At 60.7% G+C, this 19997-nt stretch carries 22 protein-coding genes and 1 tRNA gene; 9 read left to right on the top strand and 14 right to left on the bottom strand.

The window, feature by feature from the left end; translation table 11 throughout:
- Positions 1-52: 52 nt before the first annotated feature.
- Positions 53-928: a lytic transglycosylase domain-containing protein gene (locus tag M2A_RS17425; RefSeq protein ID WP_147446309.1), complete on the bottom strand. Its 876-nt coding sequence runs from the start codon at positions 926-928 to the stop codon at positions 53-55.
- Positions 929-1376: 448 nt separating this feature from the next.
- Positions 1377-2213: an N-formylglutamate amidohydrolase gene (locus M2A_RS10985; RefSeq protein WP_244444438.1), complete on the bottom strand. Its 837-nt coding sequence runs from the start codon at positions 2211-2213 to the stop codon at positions 1377-1379.
- A 437-nt stretch (positions 2214-2650) separates the two neighbouring features.
- On the opposite strand from M2A_RS10985, the gene cpdR reads away from it, so the two are divergent.
- The 3 genes from cpdR (at position 2651) to M2A_RS10970 (ending at position 4617) form a co-directional block, all read left to right on the top strand.
- Complete coding sequence (cpdR, locus tag M2A_RS10980) at positions 2651-3013, top strand: cell cycle two-component system response regulator CpdR (RefSeq protein WP_045447189.1); 363 nt, start codon at positions 2651-2653, stop codon at positions 3011-3013.
- 177 nt (positions 3014-3190) lie between these two features.
- A tRNA-Val gene (locus tag M2A_RS10975) sits at positions 3191-3265 on the top strand.
- Positions 3266-3444: 179 nt separating this feature from the next.
- A complete protein-coding gene (locus M2A_RS10970; RefSeq protein ID WP_045447187.1) occupies positions 3445-4617 on the top strand; it encodes an NAD(P)/FAD-dependent oxidoreductase in 1173 nt (390 codons plus the stop codon).
- 50 nt (positions 4618-4667) lie between these two features.
- Here M2A_RS10970 and M2A_RS10965 read toward each other — a convergent pair whose 3' ends face one another.
- Complete coding sequence (locus tag M2A_RS10965) at positions 4668-5150, bottom strand: GNAT family N-acetyltransferase (RefSeq protein ID WP_045447184.1); 483 nt, start codon at positions 5148-5150, stop codon at positions 4668-4670.
- Positions 5151-5399: 249 nt separating this feature from the next.
- Between M2A_RS10965 and M2A_RS10960 the strand changes: the two genes are divergently transcribed.
- From M2A_RS10960 to bfr, 4 genes are all read left to right on the top strand, one after another.
- The gene (locus M2A_RS10960) at positions 5400-5867 is read left to right on the top strand and encodes a carboxymuconolactone decarboxylase family protein (protein ID WP_045447181.1); all 468 of its coding nucleotides are present in this window, start codon (positions 5400-5402) and stop codon (positions 5865-5867) included.
- Between the two features lie 189 nt (positions 5868-6056).
- Complete coding sequence (locus M2A_RS10955) at positions 6057-6689, top strand: pyridoxamine 5'-phosphate oxidase family protein (protein WP_045447177.1); 633 nt, start codon at positions 6057-6059, stop codon at positions 6687-6689.
- Positions 6690-6809: 120 nt separating this feature from the next.
- Complete coding sequence (locus tag M2A_RS10950) at positions 6810-7010, top strand: (2Fe-2S)-binding protein (RefSeq protein ID WP_045447175.1); 201 nt, start codon at positions 6810-6812, stop codon at positions 7008-7010.
- 109 nt (positions 7011-7119) lie between these two features.
- Positions 7120-7596, top strand: a complete 477-nt coding sequence (gene bfr / locus M2A_RS10945) for a bacterioferritin (RefSeq protein WP_045447172.1) — start codon at positions 7120-7122, stop codon at positions 7594-7596.
- Between the two features lie 63 nt (positions 7597-7659).
- Here bfr and M2A_RS10940 read toward each other — a convergent pair whose 3' ends face one another.
- The 8 genes from M2A_RS10940 to M2A_RS10905 all read right to left on the bottom strand — a co-directional run bounded on the left by M2A_RS10940 (position 7660) and on the right by M2A_RS10905 (position 16170).
- Positions 7660-8088 (bottom strand): DoxX family protein, encoded by a 429-nt coding sequence (locus tag M2A_RS10940; protein WP_045447169.1) that lies wholly within the window; start codon positions 8086-8088, stop codon positions 7660-7662.
- Between the two features lie 93 nt (positions 8089-8181).
- On the bottom strand, positions 8182-8964 hold the full coding sequence (locus M2A_RS10935) for an SDR family oxidoreductase (RefSeq protein WP_045447166.1): 783 nt from the start codon (positions 8962-8964) through the stop codon (positions 8182-8184).
- Between the two features lie 101 nt (positions 8965-9065).
- A complete protein-coding gene (locus M2A_RS10930) occupies positions 9066-10289 on the bottom strand; it encodes a hypothetical protein (protein ID WP_052379407.1) in 1224 nt (407 codons plus the stop codon).
- Between the two features lie 121 nt (positions 10290-10410).
- Positions 10411-11271 carry an outer membrane lipoprotein-sorting protein gene (locus tag M2A_RS10925; protein ID WP_244444432.1) on the bottom strand — a complete coding sequence of 287 codons (861 nt, stop codon included), beginning with the start codon at positions 11269-11271 and terminating at the stop codon, positions 10411-10413.
- Positions 11272-11348: 77 nt separating this feature from the next.
- Positions 11349-13691: an efflux RND transporter permease subunit gene (locus M2A_RS10920; RefSeq protein WP_045447164.1), complete on the bottom strand. Its 2343-nt coding sequence runs from the start codon at positions 13689-13691 to the stop codon at positions 11349-11351.
- A 26-nt stretch (positions 13692-13717) separates the two neighbouring features.
- Positions 13718-14371 (bottom strand): TetR family transcriptional regulator C-terminal domain-containing protein, encoded by a 654-nt coding sequence (locus tag M2A_RS10915; protein ID WP_158597191.1) that lies wholly within the window; start codon positions 14369-14371, stop codon positions 13718-13720.
- A 245-nt stretch (positions 14372-14616) separates the two neighbouring features.
- Positions 14617-15462: a TauD/TfdA dioxygenase family protein gene (locus M2A_RS10910; RefSeq protein ID WP_045447162.1), complete on the bottom strand. Its 846-nt coding sequence runs from the start codon at positions 15460-15462 to the stop codon at positions 14617-14619.
- 96 nt (positions 15463-15558) lie between these two features.
- Complete coding sequence (locus tag M2A_RS10905) at positions 15559-16170, bottom strand: glutathione S-transferase family protein (RefSeq protein ID WP_045447160.1); 612 nt, start codon at positions 16168-16170, stop codon at positions 15559-15561.
- Positions 16171-16340: 170 nt separating this feature from the next.
- On the opposite strand from M2A_RS10905, the gene M2A_RS10900 reads away from it, so the two are divergent.
- The gene (locus M2A_RS10900) at positions 16341-16655 is read left to right on the top strand and encodes a hypothetical protein (protein ID WP_045447158.1); all 315 of its coding nucleotides are present in this window, start codon (positions 16341-16343) and stop codon (positions 16653-16655) included.
- Here the strand turns inward: M2A_RS10900 and M2A_RS10895 are convergent.
- Positions 16635-17336, bottom strand: coding sequence for a nitroreductase (locus M2A_RS10895; protein ID WP_045447156.1), 702 nt, complete (start codon positions 17334-17336; stop codon positions 16635-16637). The genes M2A_RS10900 and M2A_RS10895 overlap by 21 nt on opposite strands.
- A 79-nt stretch (positions 17337-17415) precedes the next feature.
- Positions 17416-17886 carry a DoxX family protein gene (locus M2A_RS10890; protein WP_244444431.1) on the bottom strand — a complete coding sequence of 157 codons (471 nt, stop codon included), beginning with the start codon at positions 17884-17886 and terminating at the stop codon, positions 17416-17418.
- 77 nt (positions 17887-17963) lie between these two features.
- Here M2A_RS10890 and M2A_RS10885 point away from each other — a divergent pair, with 77 nt between their 5' ends.
- Positions 17964-18632 carry a TetR/AcrR family transcriptional regulator gene (locus tag M2A_RS10885; RefSeq protein ID WP_045447154.1) on the top strand — a complete coding sequence of 223 codons (669 nt, stop codon included), beginning with the start codon at positions 17964-17966 and terminating at the stop codon, positions 18630-18632.
- Between the two features lie 123 nt (positions 18633-18755).
- Here M2A_RS10885 and M2A_RS10880 read toward each other — a convergent pair whose 3' ends face one another.
- Positions 18756-19985, bottom strand: a complete 1230-nt coding sequence (locus tag M2A_RS10880) for an acyl-CoA dehydrogenase family protein (RefSeq protein WP_045447152.1) — start codon at positions 19983-19985, stop codon at positions 18756-18758.
- Positions 19986-19997 lie beyond the last annotated feature (12 nt).

The following is a 19997-nucleotide window of genomic DNA, read 5'->3' as shown; positions in this document are numbered from 1 at the left end:
AATGCCTTAGCCCTTTAAGTTTTCAATGACGGTCCGGAGCCGGAATGCGTGTCTAGCGCATCGCCACGCGGGCGTTCGCCGGATAGATCACTTGCGGCGCGGGCCGCTCTTCTGCGCGGGACAAAACGGATGTGGCGGTGCCGAGGACGCGCGGTGCCGGCCGCATGGCGACGGTCACGGTGTTTTGCGTATTTCCGCCGCCGCTTTCCGGTTCATGCGCCAGCGATGCGCGCAAGATGATGTTCAACTCGCGGCGGGGCCTGTCCGGCTCGCTTGAGGCGGTGGCCGGGCCCTTTTTGCTGGATGCAATGCCGGGGATGGATTGGCGCAGCGTGTCGAAACGCGGATCTTCCAGCGGCGCGCGGGTTTTCTCGCTTGCCCAGACTTTCTGGATGCGGGCGCTGTATTTCCGGTTCAGATGCGGCGAATAGGAATGATAATGCCCCGCGGCCGTATCCCAGGAGCCCGAGCGCGATTTCAGCTCGCTAAGGAACGAGGCCGCGTAAGCGACATTCGCGTCCGGGTCGAAGGCTTCTTCCAGGCTGGTGAAGGCGCGCGGGTGGAAGCGCAGATTGACCTGCATGCAGCCCACATCGATGCTGCGCGAGCCTGCGGCCATGAGCCGGCGCACGGCGCGGATGGCTTCGGCCTTGCTGGTATAATAATAACCGCGCCCTTCCACATTGATGGTCCAGGGCCAGGGCTCCACTTTGCCGCCGGGCGCGCGGCGGCCGGTTTCCACCATGGAGATGGAGGTGAGCAGGCCCTTGGGAATACCGCTCATGCGCTCCATCTGCTGGGCGGCGTAGCGGCACTGCGACCAGTCGCTGTCGAGCTTTTGCAAAAGCGCGCCGGCATCGGCTCGCGCCGATTGCGCGAAGCCGGCGATGGCCATGCATAGCAGCGATGTGACAAGTGCTCTCTTCATCCGGCCTTCCGCCTTTTCCCCCAAGGCCCGCTCGGAGCGGGGCGGTGGATTTCGGCCCCGATGGGCCTCTTTATGAAAAGAAGTCTGGCAGAATGCGGTTAACCGGCCCTTATCGGCTAAGGGGCTGGCCCGGAAAATGTCTTATTGCGGGAAAGGGGTTCCGGCGCCGGCGGATAATTGTGCAGTGCAAAACACGGGCTCTGTCACAATTTTGTTAGAATTCGGCGGAAATTCGCGGGTTTTAAAAATTTATGCGCAGTGCACAAAAAAATCTTGAAATTTGTGCAGTGCGGTGCAATATGATTTTAGCGCGGCAGGGTTGAGCCTAGCTCCTCTGCCCCGTAGCCCTTCCTGGGCGTTTCCTCCCTAGACTTGGGCCATGCCGGTTACGGCATGGCCCCTTTTTTGCCCGAAGGCCAAATCGGGAAACGATAAGAGCGGCTTGAGGTCAGGAAGCGGCTTCTCCGCGCGCCCCGAGCAGGAAATCGGCCGAGGCGGCGCCCAGCTCGCGCATGAAGGTGGTCATGTCGCTGCGCAGCCGTTTCAGGCCCCGCAAGCGGCGCAGGCGCGCTTCATCCATATAGAGCGAGCGGTTGATCTCGATCTGCAGCGCATGGAGGCCGCGGGCCGGGCGCCCGTAATGCTCGGTATTGAAGCCGCCGGCATAAGGATTGTTGCGCATCACCGAATAGCCGAGGCGGGTGAGAATCGCCTCCGCCGTATCCGTCAGTTCCGGGGCGCAAGAGGTGCCATAGCGGTCCCCCAGCACGATATCGGGCCGGTTCGTGCCCTGGTCCCCGTCCATCGGCCCGCCGACGGAGGGCATGGAATGGCAATCCACCAAAACGGCGCAGCCGAAATGGCTATAGGCATCCTGCAAAAGCTCCCGCAGCGTATCGTGGAAAGGCATGTAGAGAAGGCGGATGCGCCGGTCGACTTCGGCGAAGGTGAGCGGCTGGCGGTAGATTTCCGCCTGCTCGGTGACGATGCGCGCCACGGTGCCGAGCCCGCCTGCCACCCTGAGCGAGCGGGAATTGACATGCGGGGGCAGGGGATCGGCGAACATCGCCGGATCGAGCTCGTAAGGCTCCCGGTTCACATCGAGATAGGCGCGGGGAAAATGCGCATGCAGGAGCGGCGCGCCGAGCGAGGCGGCGCCCTGGAAAATCTCCTCGACGAAACTGTCCTCCGAGCGGCGCAGCGTCAGCGGGTCGAGCTTGGAGGCGGCGATGAATTCGGGCGGATAGACCCGCCCGCTATGGGGCGAGGAAAAAACGAAGGGCATGAGCGGGCGCGGCGGGCGCAAAACGCCAAAGGGCGGGGCAAACGCCGCCGGGTCCCCAGCGGTGTGATGCACGGCGGGCCCCGGCTCGCTCATCTGCCTTTCCGGCGGTCTGTTGTCTGGCAGATCGTCGAAATCCATATCCACCCGCATCGCGCTCCGATATGCCCGGTTCTGCGCCTTTTTCCGGGCCTCTGCCTGAAAAGCTTAGCATAGCTCGCGCCAAGGGCGAGCCTTCTGTGGTGCCCTCAGGGGCGCCCACAGGGACGCCCACAGGGACGCTTTGTGAGAAATGGGGCTGCGAAAAGTCAAAACAACGCCTTTGCGACTCTTCACGCGGCGTTTACTCTTGGAAATCTATAAGGAGTGCAGACGGTGAAGGGGGCGAATCGGCGCCGGGCAAATGCTCCGCGCCCGCTCCGCAGCAAACAGGCAAGCTCATGGCACGTATCCTTTTGGCAGAAGACGATGAATCGATGCGCCGCTTTCTCGCCAAAGCGCTGGAGAAAGCCGGTCATGAAGTCGTCTCTTACGGACAGGGCGATCACGCCTACCACAAGCTGCAGAACGATATTTTCGATCTGCTGCTGACCGATATCGTGATGCCGGAAATGGACGGCATCGAGCTTGCGCGCCGCGCCGCCGAGCTCGACCCCACGATGAAGATCATGTTCATCACCGGCTTTGCCGCCGTCGCCCTTTCGGGCGAGCGGGAAACGCCGAAAGACGCCAAGGTGCTCTCCAAGCCCTTCCATCTGCGCGATCTCGTCAATGAGGTCGACCGGCTGATGGCCGCCGCTTAAGGCCGCCGCCTAAAGGCCGCTTGCCGTCTTCCTTCCGGTTTTGCCGGGCTTTTACCTGAAAAAGCGCATTTTTGCGCCGCTTCTGCTTGCGGGAAGACTTGCCAGAGCCCTCCAATCTCGATATATCCTGCGCTCCGGCCCGGACCTTTCGAGGTCCATCCCGCCGCCGGACCAAGTGGGCGTGTAGCTCAGCGGGAGAGCACTACGTTGACATCGTAGGGGTCACTGGTTCAATCCCAGTCACGCCCACCATTTTCCCCCTCCATCTGCGCATTTTCTTTGCCATCACCATTGCGTGAGGCGCGGCGTCTTTTGCGCTTCTTCCAACTCTCCTGTCACAAACTTATCCGCCGCATCGTCTTGAAGGCCGGAGCGGGCAATGCGCCTGCCGGCCAACGCGCGTTTTGCGGAACGGGGATCAGGAGACGGTGATGAGCGAGAAGCATGTTGTGATTTTGGGCGGCGGCTATGCCGGGTTGATGGCGGCGGTGCGCCTCGCGCAAAAGAAATTGCCTATCAAGCTGACATTGATCGATGAGAAACCGCATTTCGTCGAGCGTATCCGCCTGCATCAGGTAGCGGCGGGCGACAGGCTCAAGCAGCATTACTACGCGCCGTTTCTTGCGAAGTCCGGCATCTCTTTCGTGCAGGCGCGGGCGGAGGAAATCCGCGCCGATGCGCGCGAGCTCGTTCTTTCGGGCGAAGGTGCGCCGGAGCGGCTTTCATACGATTATCTGATTTATGCGCTCGGCAGTTACATCCCCCACGATCAGGTGCCGGGGCTGGAAGGGGCCGCCGACAGTCTGGCGGATCTGCCTTCTGCCGAGCGGCTGCGCGAGAAACTGAAATCGAACCCTGGCCGTATCGCGATCGTCGGCGGCGGGCTCACCGCCATCGAGGCGGCGGCGGAATTCGCCGAACGGGTGAAGGGCGCCAGGGTCTCTCTTCTGACGCCGATGCTCGATCCCGGTTTTTCCGCGCCGGGGCGCGATTATGTGCTGGGGACCTTCGGCCGGCTCGGCATCGAGCTGCATGAAGGCGCGCGCGTGAGCGCGGTGGAGGGCAAGGAGCTGGTGCTCGGCAATGGCGCGCGGCACGGGTTCGACACGCTGCTTTGGTGCGCGGGCTTTGCCGTGCCGGATATTGCCCGGCGCAGCGGCCTTGCCGTCGATGAGGCAGGGCGTGTGCGCACCAATGCGGAACTGCAGGCGCTTGGGCATCCTGAAATTCTAGCGGCGGGCGATGCCTGCGCCGTGGCTGGCATGGACGGCGGGCCTTACCGGGCTTCCTGCGCCATGGCGATGCCGATGGGCATTCAGGCGGCGGAAAATGCCGCCCGGCTCATCAAGGGGCGCTCGCCCAAACCTCATAATGCGGCCTATCTTTTCCGCTGCATCAGCCTGGGGCGGAAAGACGGCATCATTCAATATGTCGATAAGTTCGACCGGGCGAATAGCAAGATCAAAACCGGCAAGGCCGGCGCGCGGCATAAGGAGTTCATTTGCAAATTCACCTGGCGCACGATCGCTTATGAACGCCGCCTCAAGCTGCCGCTTTACATGTGGCCGAAGGTGAAGAAGGCGGATCTGCAACGCGCCGCCTGAGTGCTGCAAGATTACAGTAAGGGGAAGGGAGCGTCGGCTCCCTTTTTCATTTAGAGCGTGCGGTACATGACGAATGCGTCCACGTCGCCCTCTTGCGGGTGATGGAAAGCGCCGGGCAGGCGGCCGATCAATTCCATGCCGCAATCCTGCCAGAGATGGACCGCGGCCTTATTCGTGCTCACCACGAGATTATATTGCATGGCCCTGTAGCCGAGCGTTCTGGCCATGTCGAAAGAGTGCAGGCACATGGCCCGGGCAATGCCGCGCCCGCGCGCATGCGGGGCGGTGACATACCCGCCATTGGCGACATGGCTGCCGCCGCCCGGCTGATTGGGCGTGAGATGATAGGTGCCGAGAATATCGCCCTCTTCCTCGGCGACGAAAACCGAAGCGCCTTTGCCGAACCAATATTCCAGCGCTTCCCATTCGGTCATGTTCCGGGGCAGGGGAAAGGTTTCACCCTCCCGGATCATCGGTTCGAGAATTTTCCAGATCGCTGCCTTGTCCGCCGTTTCGGCTTTTCTTATGCGCATCTCACTCCCCGTTTTGAAAAGAAATGGGGAGCGCGGGCGAGGTTTCAAACCTTTTCGCGCGCGCGGCGGCAAAAAAGCAAAGACAGGCTGGGGGCCCATCCCGGCCGCAGAATGCCTGTTGAAACTAGAAAGCGGGCATCCAGACGCTCAATTCGTACATATGCACTAGCGCATTCTGTCACAGCCGCCCCCTCCCGCCCGTCAGTGCTTTCGAAGGTTTGGTACAACCAAGGATGAGAGGCGTTCGACATGACCCAGAGATATGACCCTTACAAGGGTGAACAGAACTATGTGCAAGGCATGGTCAAAACCGAAGAAGCGCTGGCGGCCTCGCCGCTCGATGCCAAGCTTCGGCATTTGATCAAGCTGCGCGTCTCGCAGATCAATGGCTGCGCCTATTGCGTGACCATGCATTTGAAAGAAGCGCGCGGCGACGGCGAAACGCAGCAGCGGCTAGACCATCTCGCCGTCTGGCGGGAGGTGGAGGATTTCACACCGGCCGAGCGCGCGGCGTTGAATTGGGCGGAGCTGCTCACCCATCTGCCGCAAACCCGCGAGCTCGACAGCGCGTTCGGCGCGCTTGAAAAGCACTTCAACGCGGAGGAAATCCGGGCGATCAATTTCTCCATCGTGATGATCAATGCCTGGAACCGGCTGGCGGTGGGCGCGCATGGGCGGCATTTGAGCGCCGATGCGCCGCTCGCTCTGGCAAGTTGACCGCTGCCTGACCCCGCGCCTGCCTTTCCCGCCGCCCTTTTGGTTTATCCGGCCGATGGGCCAAGCAAATGTGTTGGGGCGATTGGTTGGCAGGAACGGCCGGGCGAGCGGCTTTGGCTCCCGCTGCCAAACTTGCGGCAGCGGGGGCTTTCGCTTAAGACTTGAGAATAATTCTCAAGGGAGGCGGTAATGGCGAAGGCTGGGACGGATCATTTCATTCAGGACGAAGGCAAGCTGCGCGAGGTTTATGCCGAGCCTTCGCATGGCGCGGTGGCCAAAGAGCTTTCCCGCCTTGATCCGCATTGCAAACGCTTCATCGAGCTCTCGCCGTTCTTCTGTCTCGGCTCCTCGCGGGCCGATGGGCTCGGCGATGTCTCCCCGCGCGGCGGTGAGCCGGGCTTCGTGCATGTGCTCGATGACACGACGCTCGCCATTCCCGACCGGCCGGGAAATAACCGGCTCGATTCGCTGACCAATCTTTTGCACAACCCGGCGGTCGGGCTGCTCTTCTTCCTGCCCGGTGTGAATGAGATGCTGCGCATCAACGGTATGGCCAAGCTTTCCGTGGAGCCCGCGCTGATGCAGCGCTTTGAGATGAACGGCAAGCCGCCCCGCTCGGTCATGCTGGTGGAAGTGAAGGAAGCCTATCTGCACTGCGCCAAGGCGGTGGCCCGCTCCGAGCTTTGGAAGGCGGAAACGCAGATCGAGCGCTCGTCCTTCCCGACGGCGGGGGAAATTTTCCGCGATCAGATGAAGCTCGATGTGCCTGCCAAGGCCGTGGACGAGGCGCTGGACGAAAACACCCGCACCGAACTTTACTAACCGGGGCCGGGCAGAAGGGTTTTGCCGCTGCCTGCGACATTCTAGCATTTGACAATCATTCGCATTATCGCTACATATGTCTTGAGATTAGCTCGCAAGAGCAAGGGTCAGGAGAGATCCATGTATGTATGCAGCTGCAATGCCTTGACCGTCCGCCAGGTCAAATCGGTCGCCCCGGAAGCGGGAGGCTCGGTTTCCGCCGCCTACCGCGCGCTTGGCTGCCGGCCGCGCTGCGGCAAATGCATCTGCTTTGCCCGTGAAGTGCTGGATGAAGGCACGCCCCGCCCCGCCGCCTCGCTGATGCCCATGGCTGCGGATTGAGACTCTCCAAGAATCTCTGCAACTCATTCTTATTGTTGACCTTTTTCCGGGAAGCGCCGCCTTGCCCATGCTAGGGTGCCTGTCAGAATCGCAGTGACAGGAGGCCCCGATGAAAGGCGATGCGAAGGTCATCGAATATCTCAACCTTGCGCTCAAGCAGGAACTGACCGCCGTCAATCAGTACTTCCTCCATGCCCGGATGCTGCATGACTGGGGGCTCGATGAGCTTGGCGACAAGGTCTATGAAGAATCCATCGACGAGATGAAACATGCGGACAAGCTGATAAAGAGGATTCTTTTCCTTGAGGGCTTGCCCAATCTTCAGGATCTCGACCGGCTGATGATCGGCGAAAATGTCAAAGAGATCCTGGAATGCGACCTGAAAAGCGAGATGCGCGCCCATCCGCTCTATAAGGACGCGGCGACCTATTGCGAATCCGTGCGCGATTATGTGTCTCGGGAACTCTTTGTGGATCTGATCGATTCCGAAGAAGAGCATATCGACTGGCTGGAAACTCAGCTCAGCCTCTTGGAGAAGGTCGGCGAACAGAATTACCTGCAATCGCAGATGAAATCCGGCAGCTAGGTGTAAGACTTGCGCCGATAAGGATAAAGAAGCCGGGAAGCGTTGCCGCTTCCCGGTTTTTCTTTAGGCACCTTTCGTGCGTTCTCCCTCGCGCCCGGCCATCAGTACGGAGACGAGAATGAGCGCGCCGATCATGGAGATATGTTCCGTGGCGGTGTGAAAGCTCATTATTTTCTGCGGCCCATCCGGCATGGCCCAGAAATGGTGCACGAGCGGAATGGTCAGGAAGGTAAAGATGCCAAGCGCGCCGGCCCCGAGCCAGACATAGCGCCCCCAGATGATCAGCGCCGAGCCGGTGAGCTGCGTCAGCGCCGTTGCGGCGGCAACCGCCTCGCCATTGCTGAAGCCCAGTGCCTCGGCCTCTCGGGCAAAGCCGGAAAAATCGGCAAGAATGCTGAGGCCGCTGCCCCAGAACATGAAGGTGAGCACGATACGCCCGATGAGGTGAACGGCGCGTGCGCCGAGCAGTTTGTCGATCCAGACCGGTGTCATGATGGTATCCCCTAAAAAACCGGGGAAAGATTTCCCCGGCTTCCAGGTTTTGTCCAGCCTCTTTCGTGCGTTCGCGAAATTTCCCGGCGCAGCTTACGTGCGCTGAATGGAAACGCCGCCATCGGCCAGCATTGCCGTTCCCGTCACGAAGCTTGAAGCGGGGGAAAGAAGGAAGAGCGCGGCCTCGGCGATTTCTTCGGGCCGCGCGATGCGTTTGAGCCCGTGCAGGCCCCTCACGAAATTCATCGCCTCTTCCGTATCGTTCATTGCATGGGCCATGGGCGTGTCGGTGCCGCCGGGCAGCAGGGCGTTGACGCGCAGGCCCTGCGGTCCGTATTCGGCGGCGAGCGAGCGTGTCAGTCCGGCGATCCCCGCCTTGGCGGCGGCATAAGCGGCGGTGCCCGGCATGCCTGCGGTGTTGCCCACAAAGGACGAGGTAAAGAGCAGCGAGCCGCCCGTGTTACCGCCATCCTTGGCGCTTTCCAGCAAAGCGGGGATCTGGTGTTTGGCGGCCAGGAAAGCGCCCGTCAGATTGACGCCAAGTGCCTCGTTCCAATCGGTGAGCGCCAGATCGGTGACGGGGCCGAGCGTGCCGAGTGTGCCGGCATTGTTGAAGGCACCGTCCAGTCCGCCGAATTCCAGGCATGCAAAAGCAACGAGCTCTGCGGCGCAGGTCTCATCGCTTACGTCGCCGGGCAAATAGCGTGCTGTGCCGCCGCCCGCTTCAATTGCGCGGCTCAGTTCGGCAAGCGGTTCTTCCCGGCGGGAGGAGAGGACGAGCTGCGCGCCCGCGCGCGCGAAGCGCTTTGCCGCGGCCGCGCCGATGCCCGAGCTTGCGCCGGTGATGATGATGGTTTTGCCGGTGAGTGAATGCATGATCCATGAGTCCTTATCTTCTGCCGGGCGGCGGCCCGGCTTCTTGAAGGACTCATGACGGAGTGACGCGCATGCCTCACTCCGTATTTGGCGGGGTATTTTTAGAAATACCGCGCGATGCGCAGCTGGATGAGATCGTCGTCCTCGAAAGAATAGCCGGGATCCGAGCGGGGAATATTCTCGAAGAAACGCCCTTCCAGCGAGACGAAGTAGTCCGCGCCGAAACGCCGTTCCGCTTCGATGGAAAAGCCGAGTGCCTGGGTGTCGAGATCGACGGTCGTGCCGGCCAGAATGGCGGTGGAGGAGACGTCGTTCGCCGTCCAGCGGAAAGCAAGGAAGGCGTCATTGGCAAAATTGTTCTGCCGGTTCGCGCCCCGGTCATCCCAGACATATTCGGCGACAAGGCCGAGATCGGCGGGGCTGTCGAAAATGCCGTAGAGCGTATATTCGATGCCGCCCGTTGCCTGCAGGTTGCCTTCGTCCAGCTGTTCCTGCCAGAAGCCTTCGAACTTATAAAGCCAGGCGCCGGAGGTGGCCTGAATATCCGTGCTCACCCGGTCGAGCTGCGCATAGAAGGGAATGAGCACGGGCTCACCGCCGGCATTGAGGCCGGGCTGGAGGATAGGCGTGCGGTTCGTGCCGCGGAAATAGCTCACCCCCACATCCCAGATGTCGAATGTGTTGGAATAGCGCAGGGCAAAGTCGAGATGCTGGCGCTTGGCGCCGCTTTCATAGCGGGTCTGCGTTTCATCGACCGGAATGTCGAAGGCGGGCCGGCCCGACAGGCTCGGGAAGGTGCGCTCGCGGAAATAGGGAAGAAGATAGCCCGTCACCGTGCCGAAATCCCAGAAGGAGGACACCATGATCATGGGCTGGCCGAGTTTCTCTTCCCCGTCGATGCTTTCAACGAGATCGGTCTGGTTGATGATGTCGACGAGATGCACCGCTTCCGTCACACCCCAAAAAACTTTGTCGATGCCGGCGCGGAATTCCCAATTGTCCACGACGCGCGCATATTTCGCCTCGCGCAGATCGACATGGGTGCGGTTGCCGTCGCGCCGGTCCCAGCGGGCGAAAGGTTTGACGACGACCCATTGATTGGAATTGTCCCAGAAGCTCTCGAACGTCACCTCGGCGGCGACGGAGGCGTTGACGCGGCGCTGCTCGTTGCCGCTCGGGCTTTGCGGGAAAAGCTGGAATTCAGGCTCGATGTAACCGGTTACTTCCAGATCGGCTGCGTGAGCCGCACTGGCAAGCAGGGCTGCAAGTGAAAAGGCGGCGAGCGAAGCGCGGGCCGTTTTTTTGGCGACAGTACCGATTGCCATTCTATCCCCCGAGAACCAGATGCGGTCTTGCGGCGCTTTCTTCCCGCATGATGCTCACATGCGGCGGGCGCCGGCCTGCCGCGCGTTTCTATCACGGCAGGCCTCACACTCCGTTAACGCCTTAACGGGCGCGTTTGAGCGCGTTGGTGTTGAAATCGTCTTCCGTCAGGCCCGTGTTGAAGGCGTAATCTTCCCAGGTCAGGCGGGTGGATTTACCCGTCACATGGTTTTCCATGTAAAGGTCGTGGGCGCGCCAGTATTTGTCCTGATAGAGCTTGTATTCCGTCAGGGTCAGCGTTTTCAGCAGCTTGTCTTTGCGGTCGTAGAACTCGATCTTGCGCGGCTGATAATCCTGCGTGTCTGTCCACACAACCTGGCGCGTATAGCCGGAATGCTCGTAAAGCGGATAACGCTCGGTCACATGGCAGGTGCGCTCTGCCACGGGGTCCGGGCAGGCTTCGTCGCGCAGCCACTTGTAGCTGTATTTGCCCACTTCCTGGGAAGAGAAATCCTCGAACGCGAATTCGGAACCCATGAAAGGGCCGGACTTATTGACCGAGGAGATGCGCTTGACGCGTTTCACGGCCGGCAGATACATCCACTGATCGTCCGGGTCGAGAATTTTCGAATAGGTCAGAAGCGCGGTGCCGTCCACGTCGCGCGGACGGTCGAAGACGTTCAAGGTCCAGTCGCCTTCATTTTCCTCTTCGTTTTCCAGCGTCATGGAGCGCAGCTCCCGCTCGCTGGTTTCCCCATAGGCGTTTTCCAGGATCATTTTCATGGAGGCTTGGGTGTCGCCGAACCCCTGATTGCGCCGGTCCGTTTCCTCCGCGATCGCCAGACCCTTGGCAACCGGGTCTTCGGGCAGCGCGGGCGCATCGGCGGCAAAGGCGGCGCTGATCCCGGCGGGCAGGGCCAGCATCAGGGCGGCGATCATGATGCCCTGTTTGATCTGGCAATGGGTGGCTTGCCGAATGGTCATTAAATCCTCCTTGTTCGGTTTTCCGTTCCCGAAAAATGCGAAACGGTTATACCTGTTTGTCAGCATCTTTGCCTCCCTCATTCTGCCGGCGCCGAGGACGCAGCCTCGAGCTTGGGATTGGCCGCCTTCTTGCGCCGGTCGAGCGCGATCAGAAGAGAAGGCAGCAGCAGGAAGTCGATAATGAGCGCGCAGGCGACGGTCAGCGCAACCATGAGACCCAGCATCGCATTCACCTTGAAGGGCGAGAGCGCGAGGATCGCAAAGCCGATCACCAGCACGAAGGTCGAGACCCAAAGCGCGGTGCCCACCGTGGAGAAGGCATAGCGCACGCTGTCTTCGGCGTCCTTGCCGTGCTCGAAACGGGCGCGGCGGTACTTGGACAGGAAGTGCACCGTCGCATCCACGATGAGCCCGAGCGCCGTTGCGATGACGAAGGTGGACCAGAAGCCGACTTCCGCCGTGAAGAGCGCCAGGATGCCGAAGGCGACGATGGGCGGGGTCAGGTTCGGGATCAGACTGATCAGGCCGAGTTTCAGGTTGCGCAGGGCAAGCATCAGACAGCCGGAAATCAGAATGAGCGCGATGGCCGTGCCGCTGGTCATGGCGTCGAAATTGTTGCGCCCGATAAAGGCGAACATCACGGCCTGACCTGCCGGGTAAGAATACATGTGCTCCGGCGCGTTCTCCCGCAGCCATGTATCGGCCCGGTTGATCAGGTCCTGCATTTCCACGGTGGAAATGTCGGTCAGCGTCAGCGTCAGCTTGGTGGCGGATTTGTCCACATTGATCTGGTCGTTGAGATCGAGCCCGTAGGGCAGGGACATTTCATAAAGCAGCAGGAACTGGGCGGCCATTTCCCGCTCGTCCGGCACCCGGTAATAGCTTTCCTTATCTCCATGCATGCTCTTGTTGATGCGCTTCATCACGTCGGAGAAGGTGGAGACATGCACGACTTCGGGCTGCTGGCGGAACCAGTCGGCGAATTCTTCGAGCTTGGCGACATATTCCGGATTGGAAACGCCGCCCGGTTCGCCCGCCGAAAGCGAATAGCTGATCTGGTAGATGCCCGTCAGGTGCTCGGCGGCCCAGTCCGAGGCGACGCGGAATTCCATCCGGTCGTCGAAATAGGTCACGAAACGGTCGTTGAAGACGAAACGCGGCAAGAGCGTTGCAAAGGCGATGATGACGATGGTCATGATTACGAGCAGCTTACGCCAATTGCCGATCACGGTTTCCGCAAAACGCTCCATGAACTCGCTTTGCCGCACGATGGCGCCTTTGGCGTTGACCGGCAGGATGGCGATAAGCGCGGGCAGGAAGCTGATGGACAGCACCCAGGCGATCAGCGCCCCGGCGGCTGCCGTGTTGCCGAGATCGCGGAAGGGCGGGGCATCGGAGAAATTCAGCGAAGCAAAGCCGATGGCGGTGGTCACGGAGGTCAGGAAGACCGGGCCCCAGTTGACACGCAGGCTTTCCACGATGGCTTCATGCTTGGTGCGGCCTTTGCGCATTTCCACCAGCATCGTTACGAGCACATGGATGGAATCGGCCACCGCGATAGTCAAAATGATTGTCGGCGCGCCGGCGGAGGGCGGGGTCAGCTTGACGCCGAGCCAGCCCATGACAAGGCCCATCGCCCCGAAGGCGGAGAGCGTGACGACGAGAATGGTCGCCAGCGTGCCGGAGAAGGAACGGGTGAGCAGGAAGACCGTCAGCGCCAGCACGATATACATGGCCGGGGTCAGGATTTTCAGATCGTTCTGAGCCGCTTCCGAGAAGGAGTTGGACAGCGCGACGGAGCCCGTCAGCTCGAAGCGGATGTCGGGATGTTTTTCCCGCATGTCGGCCAGAAGGGTGCGCGCATATTCCATGACCTTGGACGTGGCGACCTGATCGTCCCGCGGCATGCGCAGCGTGGCGACGACGGCGCTTGTCGTTTCATCTTCCGAGATCAGGCGCTTGGCGATGACAGGCTCGCCAAGGGCGATGTCGCCGACTTCATTGGCGTCTTCTTTATCGAGCGCTTCAGGATCGGGCACGAGATCGCGCACGGTCAGATCGTCGTTTTCAGCCGTCGTGTGCTGATAGTTCGTCAGGCTGTCGACGCGGATCGAATAAGGCGTCTGCCAGGCGCGCTCGGTAATTTCCTTGATGATGGCAAGGCGCTCGGGCGTCGTCATCGTGCCTTCGTTGGGGCGCATGACCCAGAGCAGCGTGTCCGGGCTCGTATAGGTGCGCTCCAGCCGTTCGAAGGCTTGCAGGTTGGGGTTCTGTTCGGTGAAGAAATAGCGGTAGTCGTTGGAGAATTCGATAAAACGCCCGCCGCTTGCCAGGAACATCACCCCGGCAATCGATGCCAGAACGATGATCCAGCGCAGTTTGACGACTGCCTTGGCGTAAGCCACAACCCAGTTGTTCATGTTGCCTCACTTGGCTTGCGGTGCCTTTAAGGGCGCAAGCTGTCCAGATAATCGAAAAATGCAGAAGTTGCGGTGTGTCCCACGCCTTCGTCCTGCGTGGCCTTGATCATGCTCGCCACGCCCTGATGGCTGGCGATGATCAAGGTGGCGACACTTTCCGCGTCAATGCCTTTGCGCACCGTGCCGTTGCGCTCGCCCCTTTTGAGCGCATCGACCAGCGCGTCGCGCCAGGCTTCGAAAAGGTTCTTGAAATAATTCTGAAAGTCCTCGTCGATGCCCGCCATTTCCTGTGTCAGGTTCTGAAAAGGGCAGCCGAGACGGGGATCGTGACCGACATCGCCAAAGGCATAATGCCCGATGATGGTCCGGATCGAGGTGAGGGGGTCCGCCGTCTCGGCCAGGGGGTCTATCCAAAGCTCCTTGATATGCGCGCCCATGAACTCCGCCGTGGCGGCCAGCCCCAGCGCGTGCTTGTCGGCAAAATGGTGGTAGAGGGAGCCTTTCGTGCAGCCGGCTTTTTTGATGATGTCGTTCAGGCTCGCGGCGCGGAAGCCGTGCATGTAAATCTCTTCAAAGGCCGATTCCACCAGCGCCTGACGGGTCCGGTCGCCGCGTATTTGACGGCCATCCTTGTCAGGATTGAGGGGAAACGAGGCGTTTGAGGGAATTTTTTCCTGCATATCCGTCATCAAAGTTAAACAAACCGACCAGTTGGTATGGTTTATGTAGGGGGCTGTGCAAGCTGCGTCAAGCCGCCGCATCAACTTTTGTTGAGGGCGAGCCTGCCGCGGGCGCGTATCCCGGGCATGTCCGCTCTGTTGCAAATTGTTTCAGCAGCATAAGCCCCGGCAATAACCCCGGGGATAAATTGGCCGCTAAGTGAAGGCGGTGATGCAGGTACAGGCAGGCAAGCGGGTGCCGCGTCTCAGCGCGGCAGATCGCCGTTCACCGTCACGCGGCGCATATGGCGGCGGTGGCCGTGATAATCGTTGAGCGCGAAATGCTGGACGCAGCGATTGTCCCAGAAGGCGAGCGAGCCTTTCTGCCAGCGGAAGCGGCAGGTGAATTCCTCCCGCGTTGCATGGGCATAGAGAAATTCGAGCAGCGGTTTGCTTTCCGCCCGCGTCATGCCCGAAAAGCGCTCGGTGAAGGCGGGGTTTACGTAAAGCGCCTTGCGGCCCGTCTCCGGATGCGTGCGCACCACAGGGTGCTCGTAAGCGGGGACATCTTCTTCGGCGTTTTTCACATCCATGGCGCTGCGCTTTTGAGCTGAATTGCCCGCGCGGCCATATTCGGCCTTGGCAGTGTGCAGCGCCGTCAGCCCGTCCAGGAGTTTTTTCATGCCGTCCGAGAGCGTCTCATAGGCGCGGTACTGGCTCGCAAAAAGCGTGTCGCCGCCATAAGGGGGAATGTCGATCCCGTAGAGAATGGAGCCGAGGGCAGGTTCTTTCTGAAACGACATGTCTGAATGCCAGCCGCCGCCGAAATTCAATTTGTCTTCCGGCTCCTTGATGATCTCCATGATCTCCGGATGGCCGTCCATGCCTTTCACGTAAGGATGAATGTTGAGCGAGCCGAAGCGGCGGCCGAATTCCTTGTGCTTTTCCGGCGTCAAATTCTGATCGCGGAAAAAGATCACTTGATGATCGAGAAAAGCCTGATGGATGTCGTCGAAGGTTTCATTGTCGAGATCGGCGCCAAGATCCGCGCCGAAAATCTCCGCGCCGAGCGCGCCTGAAACCGGTTTGACGTCGATGGTCTTGTAGCTCATGTCATCTCTCCCTTGGCGGCCTTCTTTTGGCGGGAAGTTTGGCACGGCTGCCTGCCCGCCGCCAAGGGTGAGACGCAAGGCCCGGTTCGGGCGCTTTTATTGGCCAGTCGCTTTTTTAAAGGCGGGGCGCTCGGCCAGGCGGTTGAAATAGGCCAGCACATTGGGCATGGCGTCGGTCAGAAGGCCGAAGAGCTTGGCGAGCAGCAGGTCGTAGCCCAGCATGATGTCGGCGGCGGAGAATTTCTCGCCCGCGATATAGCTGCGCCCTTCCAGTTCCTTGTCGAGCAGCTTCAGAATTTTGATCGCCATTTCCTTGCCTTCTTCGGCAACGGCTGAAATGCGTTTTTCCTCCGGGCGGATGAAGGCGTGCTGGGCGATATTGCCGAGCGGAGGCATCAAGGTCGCCTCGGCGAAATGGAACCAGTGCAGATAGCGCCCGCGCTCGGGTGTGCCCGGCGCCGGCTGCAAGTCTTTGTCGCCGGTCTTTTCCAGAAGATATTGCACGATGGCGCCGGACTCGTTGATGACGAGGCCGTCTTCTTCCATGGACGGCACTTTGCCGAGCGGATTGATCTTCAGATAATTTTCCGACTGAAGGACTTTGGGGTCGAATTCCAGCGCGACTTTTTCATAGTCGAGGCCAAGCTCCTCGCACAGCCAGACAATGCGCACCGAGCGCGTATTGGGGGCGTGATAGACTTTCAGCATTGAAGGTTCCCTGCTTTTATTGCTTCTGGGGGGAGCCTAACGGATTTCAGCGGCGTTTTGCATTAACCATGTTTGCGGAAATAGTCGTGCCCCTGTGCCAGAACGGGGCTGCATTTTGGCCCGTCTGTCCCTATATTGAACACATGTCCCGCCTTGTTCATGAGGACGCTATGTGTAAGCCGCTTTTTACCGCTCTTTGCCTTCTCCTTGCCGGTGCCGTTTCTCCGGCGCTTGCAGATTCCTGGCCACTTGCCGGTGACGGCGCGGCGGGGAGTGTGCAACCGCGCACGCAGGCGGCGGATGCCGGTCTCGTGCTGAACGGCAAGATCGATCTGACGGGCTTTCAGGGCGGTGTAGAGCGGCCCGCTTCAGTCTATATCGATAACGGGACGCGCTTCATCTTCGTGCGCCGCGACGGCTTTCATGCCGCCCGCCGGGCCGCCGGGTTCGCCGCAGCCGGTATTTCAACCGGCTTTCGCCGCTGAGCTTTCGGCGTCTTCAAATCCGTGAAATGTAGCGAAGGCCTCCACCGGCTCGCGCTCTGAAATCAGCGCGTTCACGGGCGCGTCCGGGTCGGCATAGCCGAGCGAGAGGCCGCAAATGATGTATTCGCTTTCCGGGATGCCGAGCAGCGGGCGCGTCGCTTTCCAGAACATGTTCCAGGCGCCTTGCGCGCAGGTGGCCAGTCCCTTCTCCGTGGCGGCCAGCATCAGGTTCTGCATGAACATGCCGATATCGAGCCAGCTGCGCGCATCGAGCTCCTTGTCGATGGTGAAGATGAGCCCGACCGGCGCATCGAAGAACTTGTAGTTGCGGCCCCATTGCTCCCAGGCCCGTTCTTTGTCGCCTTTCGGAATACCGATCAGCCCGTACATATCCTTGCCGAGTTTGCGCATGCGCCCGAGATATGGCTCGACGCGTTTGTTCGAGTGCTCGAATTCCTGCGCCGTGTCGCCGGGATTCTCCTCGCGGTAAGCAAGGACGCCTTCCACCAGCCGCTCGCGCGCTGCGCCCGTTACGACATGTACTTTCCAGGGCTGCACATTGGTGCCGGAGGGGGCGAGCGCGGCCAGCTCCAGAAGTTCCTTCACCGTTTCAAAGGGAACGGGATCGGGTTTGAACGCGCGGATGGATTTGCGCTCTTTGATCGCGTCCTGAAGCTGCATGGGTAAACTCCCGCCATTGCGTCAATATCTGTTGGCGGGAGTGTTAACATGGAACGCTTGGAGCGCAAGAGGCGGGGCTTCAGGCGGCTTGTGGCGCGCGCTTGCCGATAAGGCCGCCTGCGTAAAGTGCCCACCAGATGATGAGCGGCTGAAAGAAAAGCCGTGCCCAATAATAAAGATTGGCTTCGGGAAGACCGGCGACGGAGAGACCGTTCATGGCGTTGTGCACATTCGCCGGAAAAACCGCCACCGCATAAAGCGCGAGCATCATCGCCGCCAGCTCCTTCAGGCGCGGCGTGAGAAGGCCGATCGCGCCTGCAATCTCGCAAAGCCCGGTGAAGAAAATCACTTCGCCGTGGAAGGGAATGTAAGGCGGCATCATCGGCAAATAGCGCTCGGGGGTGAGAAGGTGGTCGGTGCCGACAAAGAAAAAGCCGGTACTCATCCCGATCCGCATGGCAAGGCGCGTGTCTTTGAGCGATGGCACGCCGAGGCGCCCGAGAAGCGCGGCAAGGGCCGCGACGGCAAGCATCATGAATACGAACAGCATGGGTATCTCCTTATCTTGACGGTGTTAAGATAAGGAGAATCTTGACGCCGTCAAGATCAGGTGCCAATTTCTTTCTCATGCCGGAAAAACCTCAAGCGAAACGGAAACTCAAAGCCCCGAAAACCGCCAAGCAGCGTGCCTATCACCACGGGGATCTGAAAGCTGCCCTTGTCGAGGCGGGCGCGCGCATCGTCGAGCGGGACGGGGTGATGGCGCTCAGCCTGCGCGGGGTGGCGCGGGAGGCGGGGGTCTCGCAAACCGCGCCCTATCATCATTTCGCCGATAAAGAAGCGCTTCTGGCGGAGATTGCCGCGACCGGTTTCCGGGATCTTTCTGCGGAAATGGCGCGGCGGGGGAGCGGCATCGCGGGCGCCTCCCCCCGGCTCGGCGCGCTCGGCACCGCCTATGTGGTCTTTGCCACGGAAAATCCCGGCCGCTTCCGGCTGATGTTCGGCCCGCTGATCGGGGAGAAGGCAGCCTATCCCACGCTGCTCGAGGCTTCCTTGAGTTCCTACCAAATGATCCGGGAGGCGGTGGCGGCTTATCTTGAAGAGATAGGCCCTGAAGAAGCCGGGGGTGATGCGGAAAACCCGGAAGCGGCAACCATGGCCGCCTGGTCGCTTGTCCACGGGCTTGCCACGCTGATCAATGACCGCGGCTTCGATAGCGAGGCGATGGGCGCGCCCGATATCGAAACGCTGAGCGCGCTTGTCACGTCATACCTGCGCAACGGGCTTGGGCGGTGAGGGTTCCCCCTCACCCTCCCATCGCTGGGCGCGATGGGCGTCCTTCTCCCCCAAGGGGGCGAGGGAAACAAAAGAAAGCCCTCTCCCCGGAGGGGAGAGGGTTGGGTGAGGGGGTAAGCGAAACTAAAGCCCCAGGACCGCCTTCGACATGATGCCGCGCTGAATTTCGTTCGAGCCGGCATAGATGGAGCCGGCGCGGTCGTTCAGATATTTGCTCATCACCGTGAGGCTGTGCTCGGGCCCGGCAATGTCCTTTTGCGCGGGCGCTTTGTAGCCCGGCACCGGGCCGCCCGGCCGGGTGGCATGGGGCTGGAAGGGGGCGATGTAATACTGCGCCGCCTCGATGGCAAGCTCGGTCAGCCGCTGGCTCATTTCCGTGCCGCGGGTTTTGAGCATGGAAGAGGCAGAGCCCGGCGCGCCGCCTTGCGAGAGCGTGGAAAGTACCCGGTGCTCGGTGAACTCGATGGCGGTCAGTTCTACTTCGGCTTCGGCAAGTTTGCCGGCAAAGGCAGCATCGTCCAAAAGCCGCGCGCCGTCGCCGGAGCGTTCTTCGGCGGCCATGGCGCGGATTTTCTTCAGCCGTTCATGCAGGCCCGGCGCATAGGCATTGCCGCGCTCGAATTCGAGCAGATATTTGGCGACCGTCCAGCCTTTGCCGATCTCGCCCACCACATTCTTTTTCGGCACGCGCACATCGGTGAAGAAGATCTGGTTCTGAATATGCTCGCCCGTCAGCATGATGATGGGATCGACACGGATGCCGGGCGTGTCCATGTCGATCAGCAAGAAGGTAATGCCTTCCTGCGGCTTGCCGGAATTGTCGGTCCGCACCAGGCAGAAGACGCGGTTGGCGTGCTGGGCATGGGTGGTCCAGATTTTCGTGCCGTTGCAGATGAAATCGTCTCCGTCTTCGACGGCGCTCATTTGCAGCGAGGCAAGGTCGGAGCCGGAGCCGGGCTCGGAATAGCCCTGACACCAGAAATCCTCGCCGGAAAGAATGCGCGGCAGGTAATAGTCCTGCTGTTCTTTCGTGCCGTGGCCGATCAGCACCGGCCCGCACATGCCCACCCCCATGGGCGAGATGGAGGGCGTGCCGGCGCGCGCGCATTCGCTCTGGAAAATATAGCGCTGCACGATGTCCCAGCCGGTGCCGCCATGTTCTTCCGGCCAGCCGGGCGCGATCCAGCCCTTGGCGTGAAGAATGCGGTGCCAGGCCATGGAGCTTTCATAATCGGAATAGACGCTGGTCATGCGCGCGCCCGCTTCGGCAAGCTCGGGGGTGAGCTTTTCATCCAGAAAGGCGCGCACTTCCTCGCGGAAGGCCTCGTGTTTCGGGCTCAGTTTCAGGTCCATCGCGCGTCCTCC

Origin of the sequence: Tepidicaulis marinus, assembly GCF_000739695.1 — a bacterium.
In the GTDB taxonomy this organism is placed as follows: Bacteria; Pseudomonadota; Alphaproteobacteria; order Parvibaculales; family Parvibaculaceae; genus Tepidicaulis; species Tepidicaulis marinus.
Note: the sequence above shows the minus strand (reverse complement) of the source record. Positions and strands in the feature narration are given on the sequence as shown.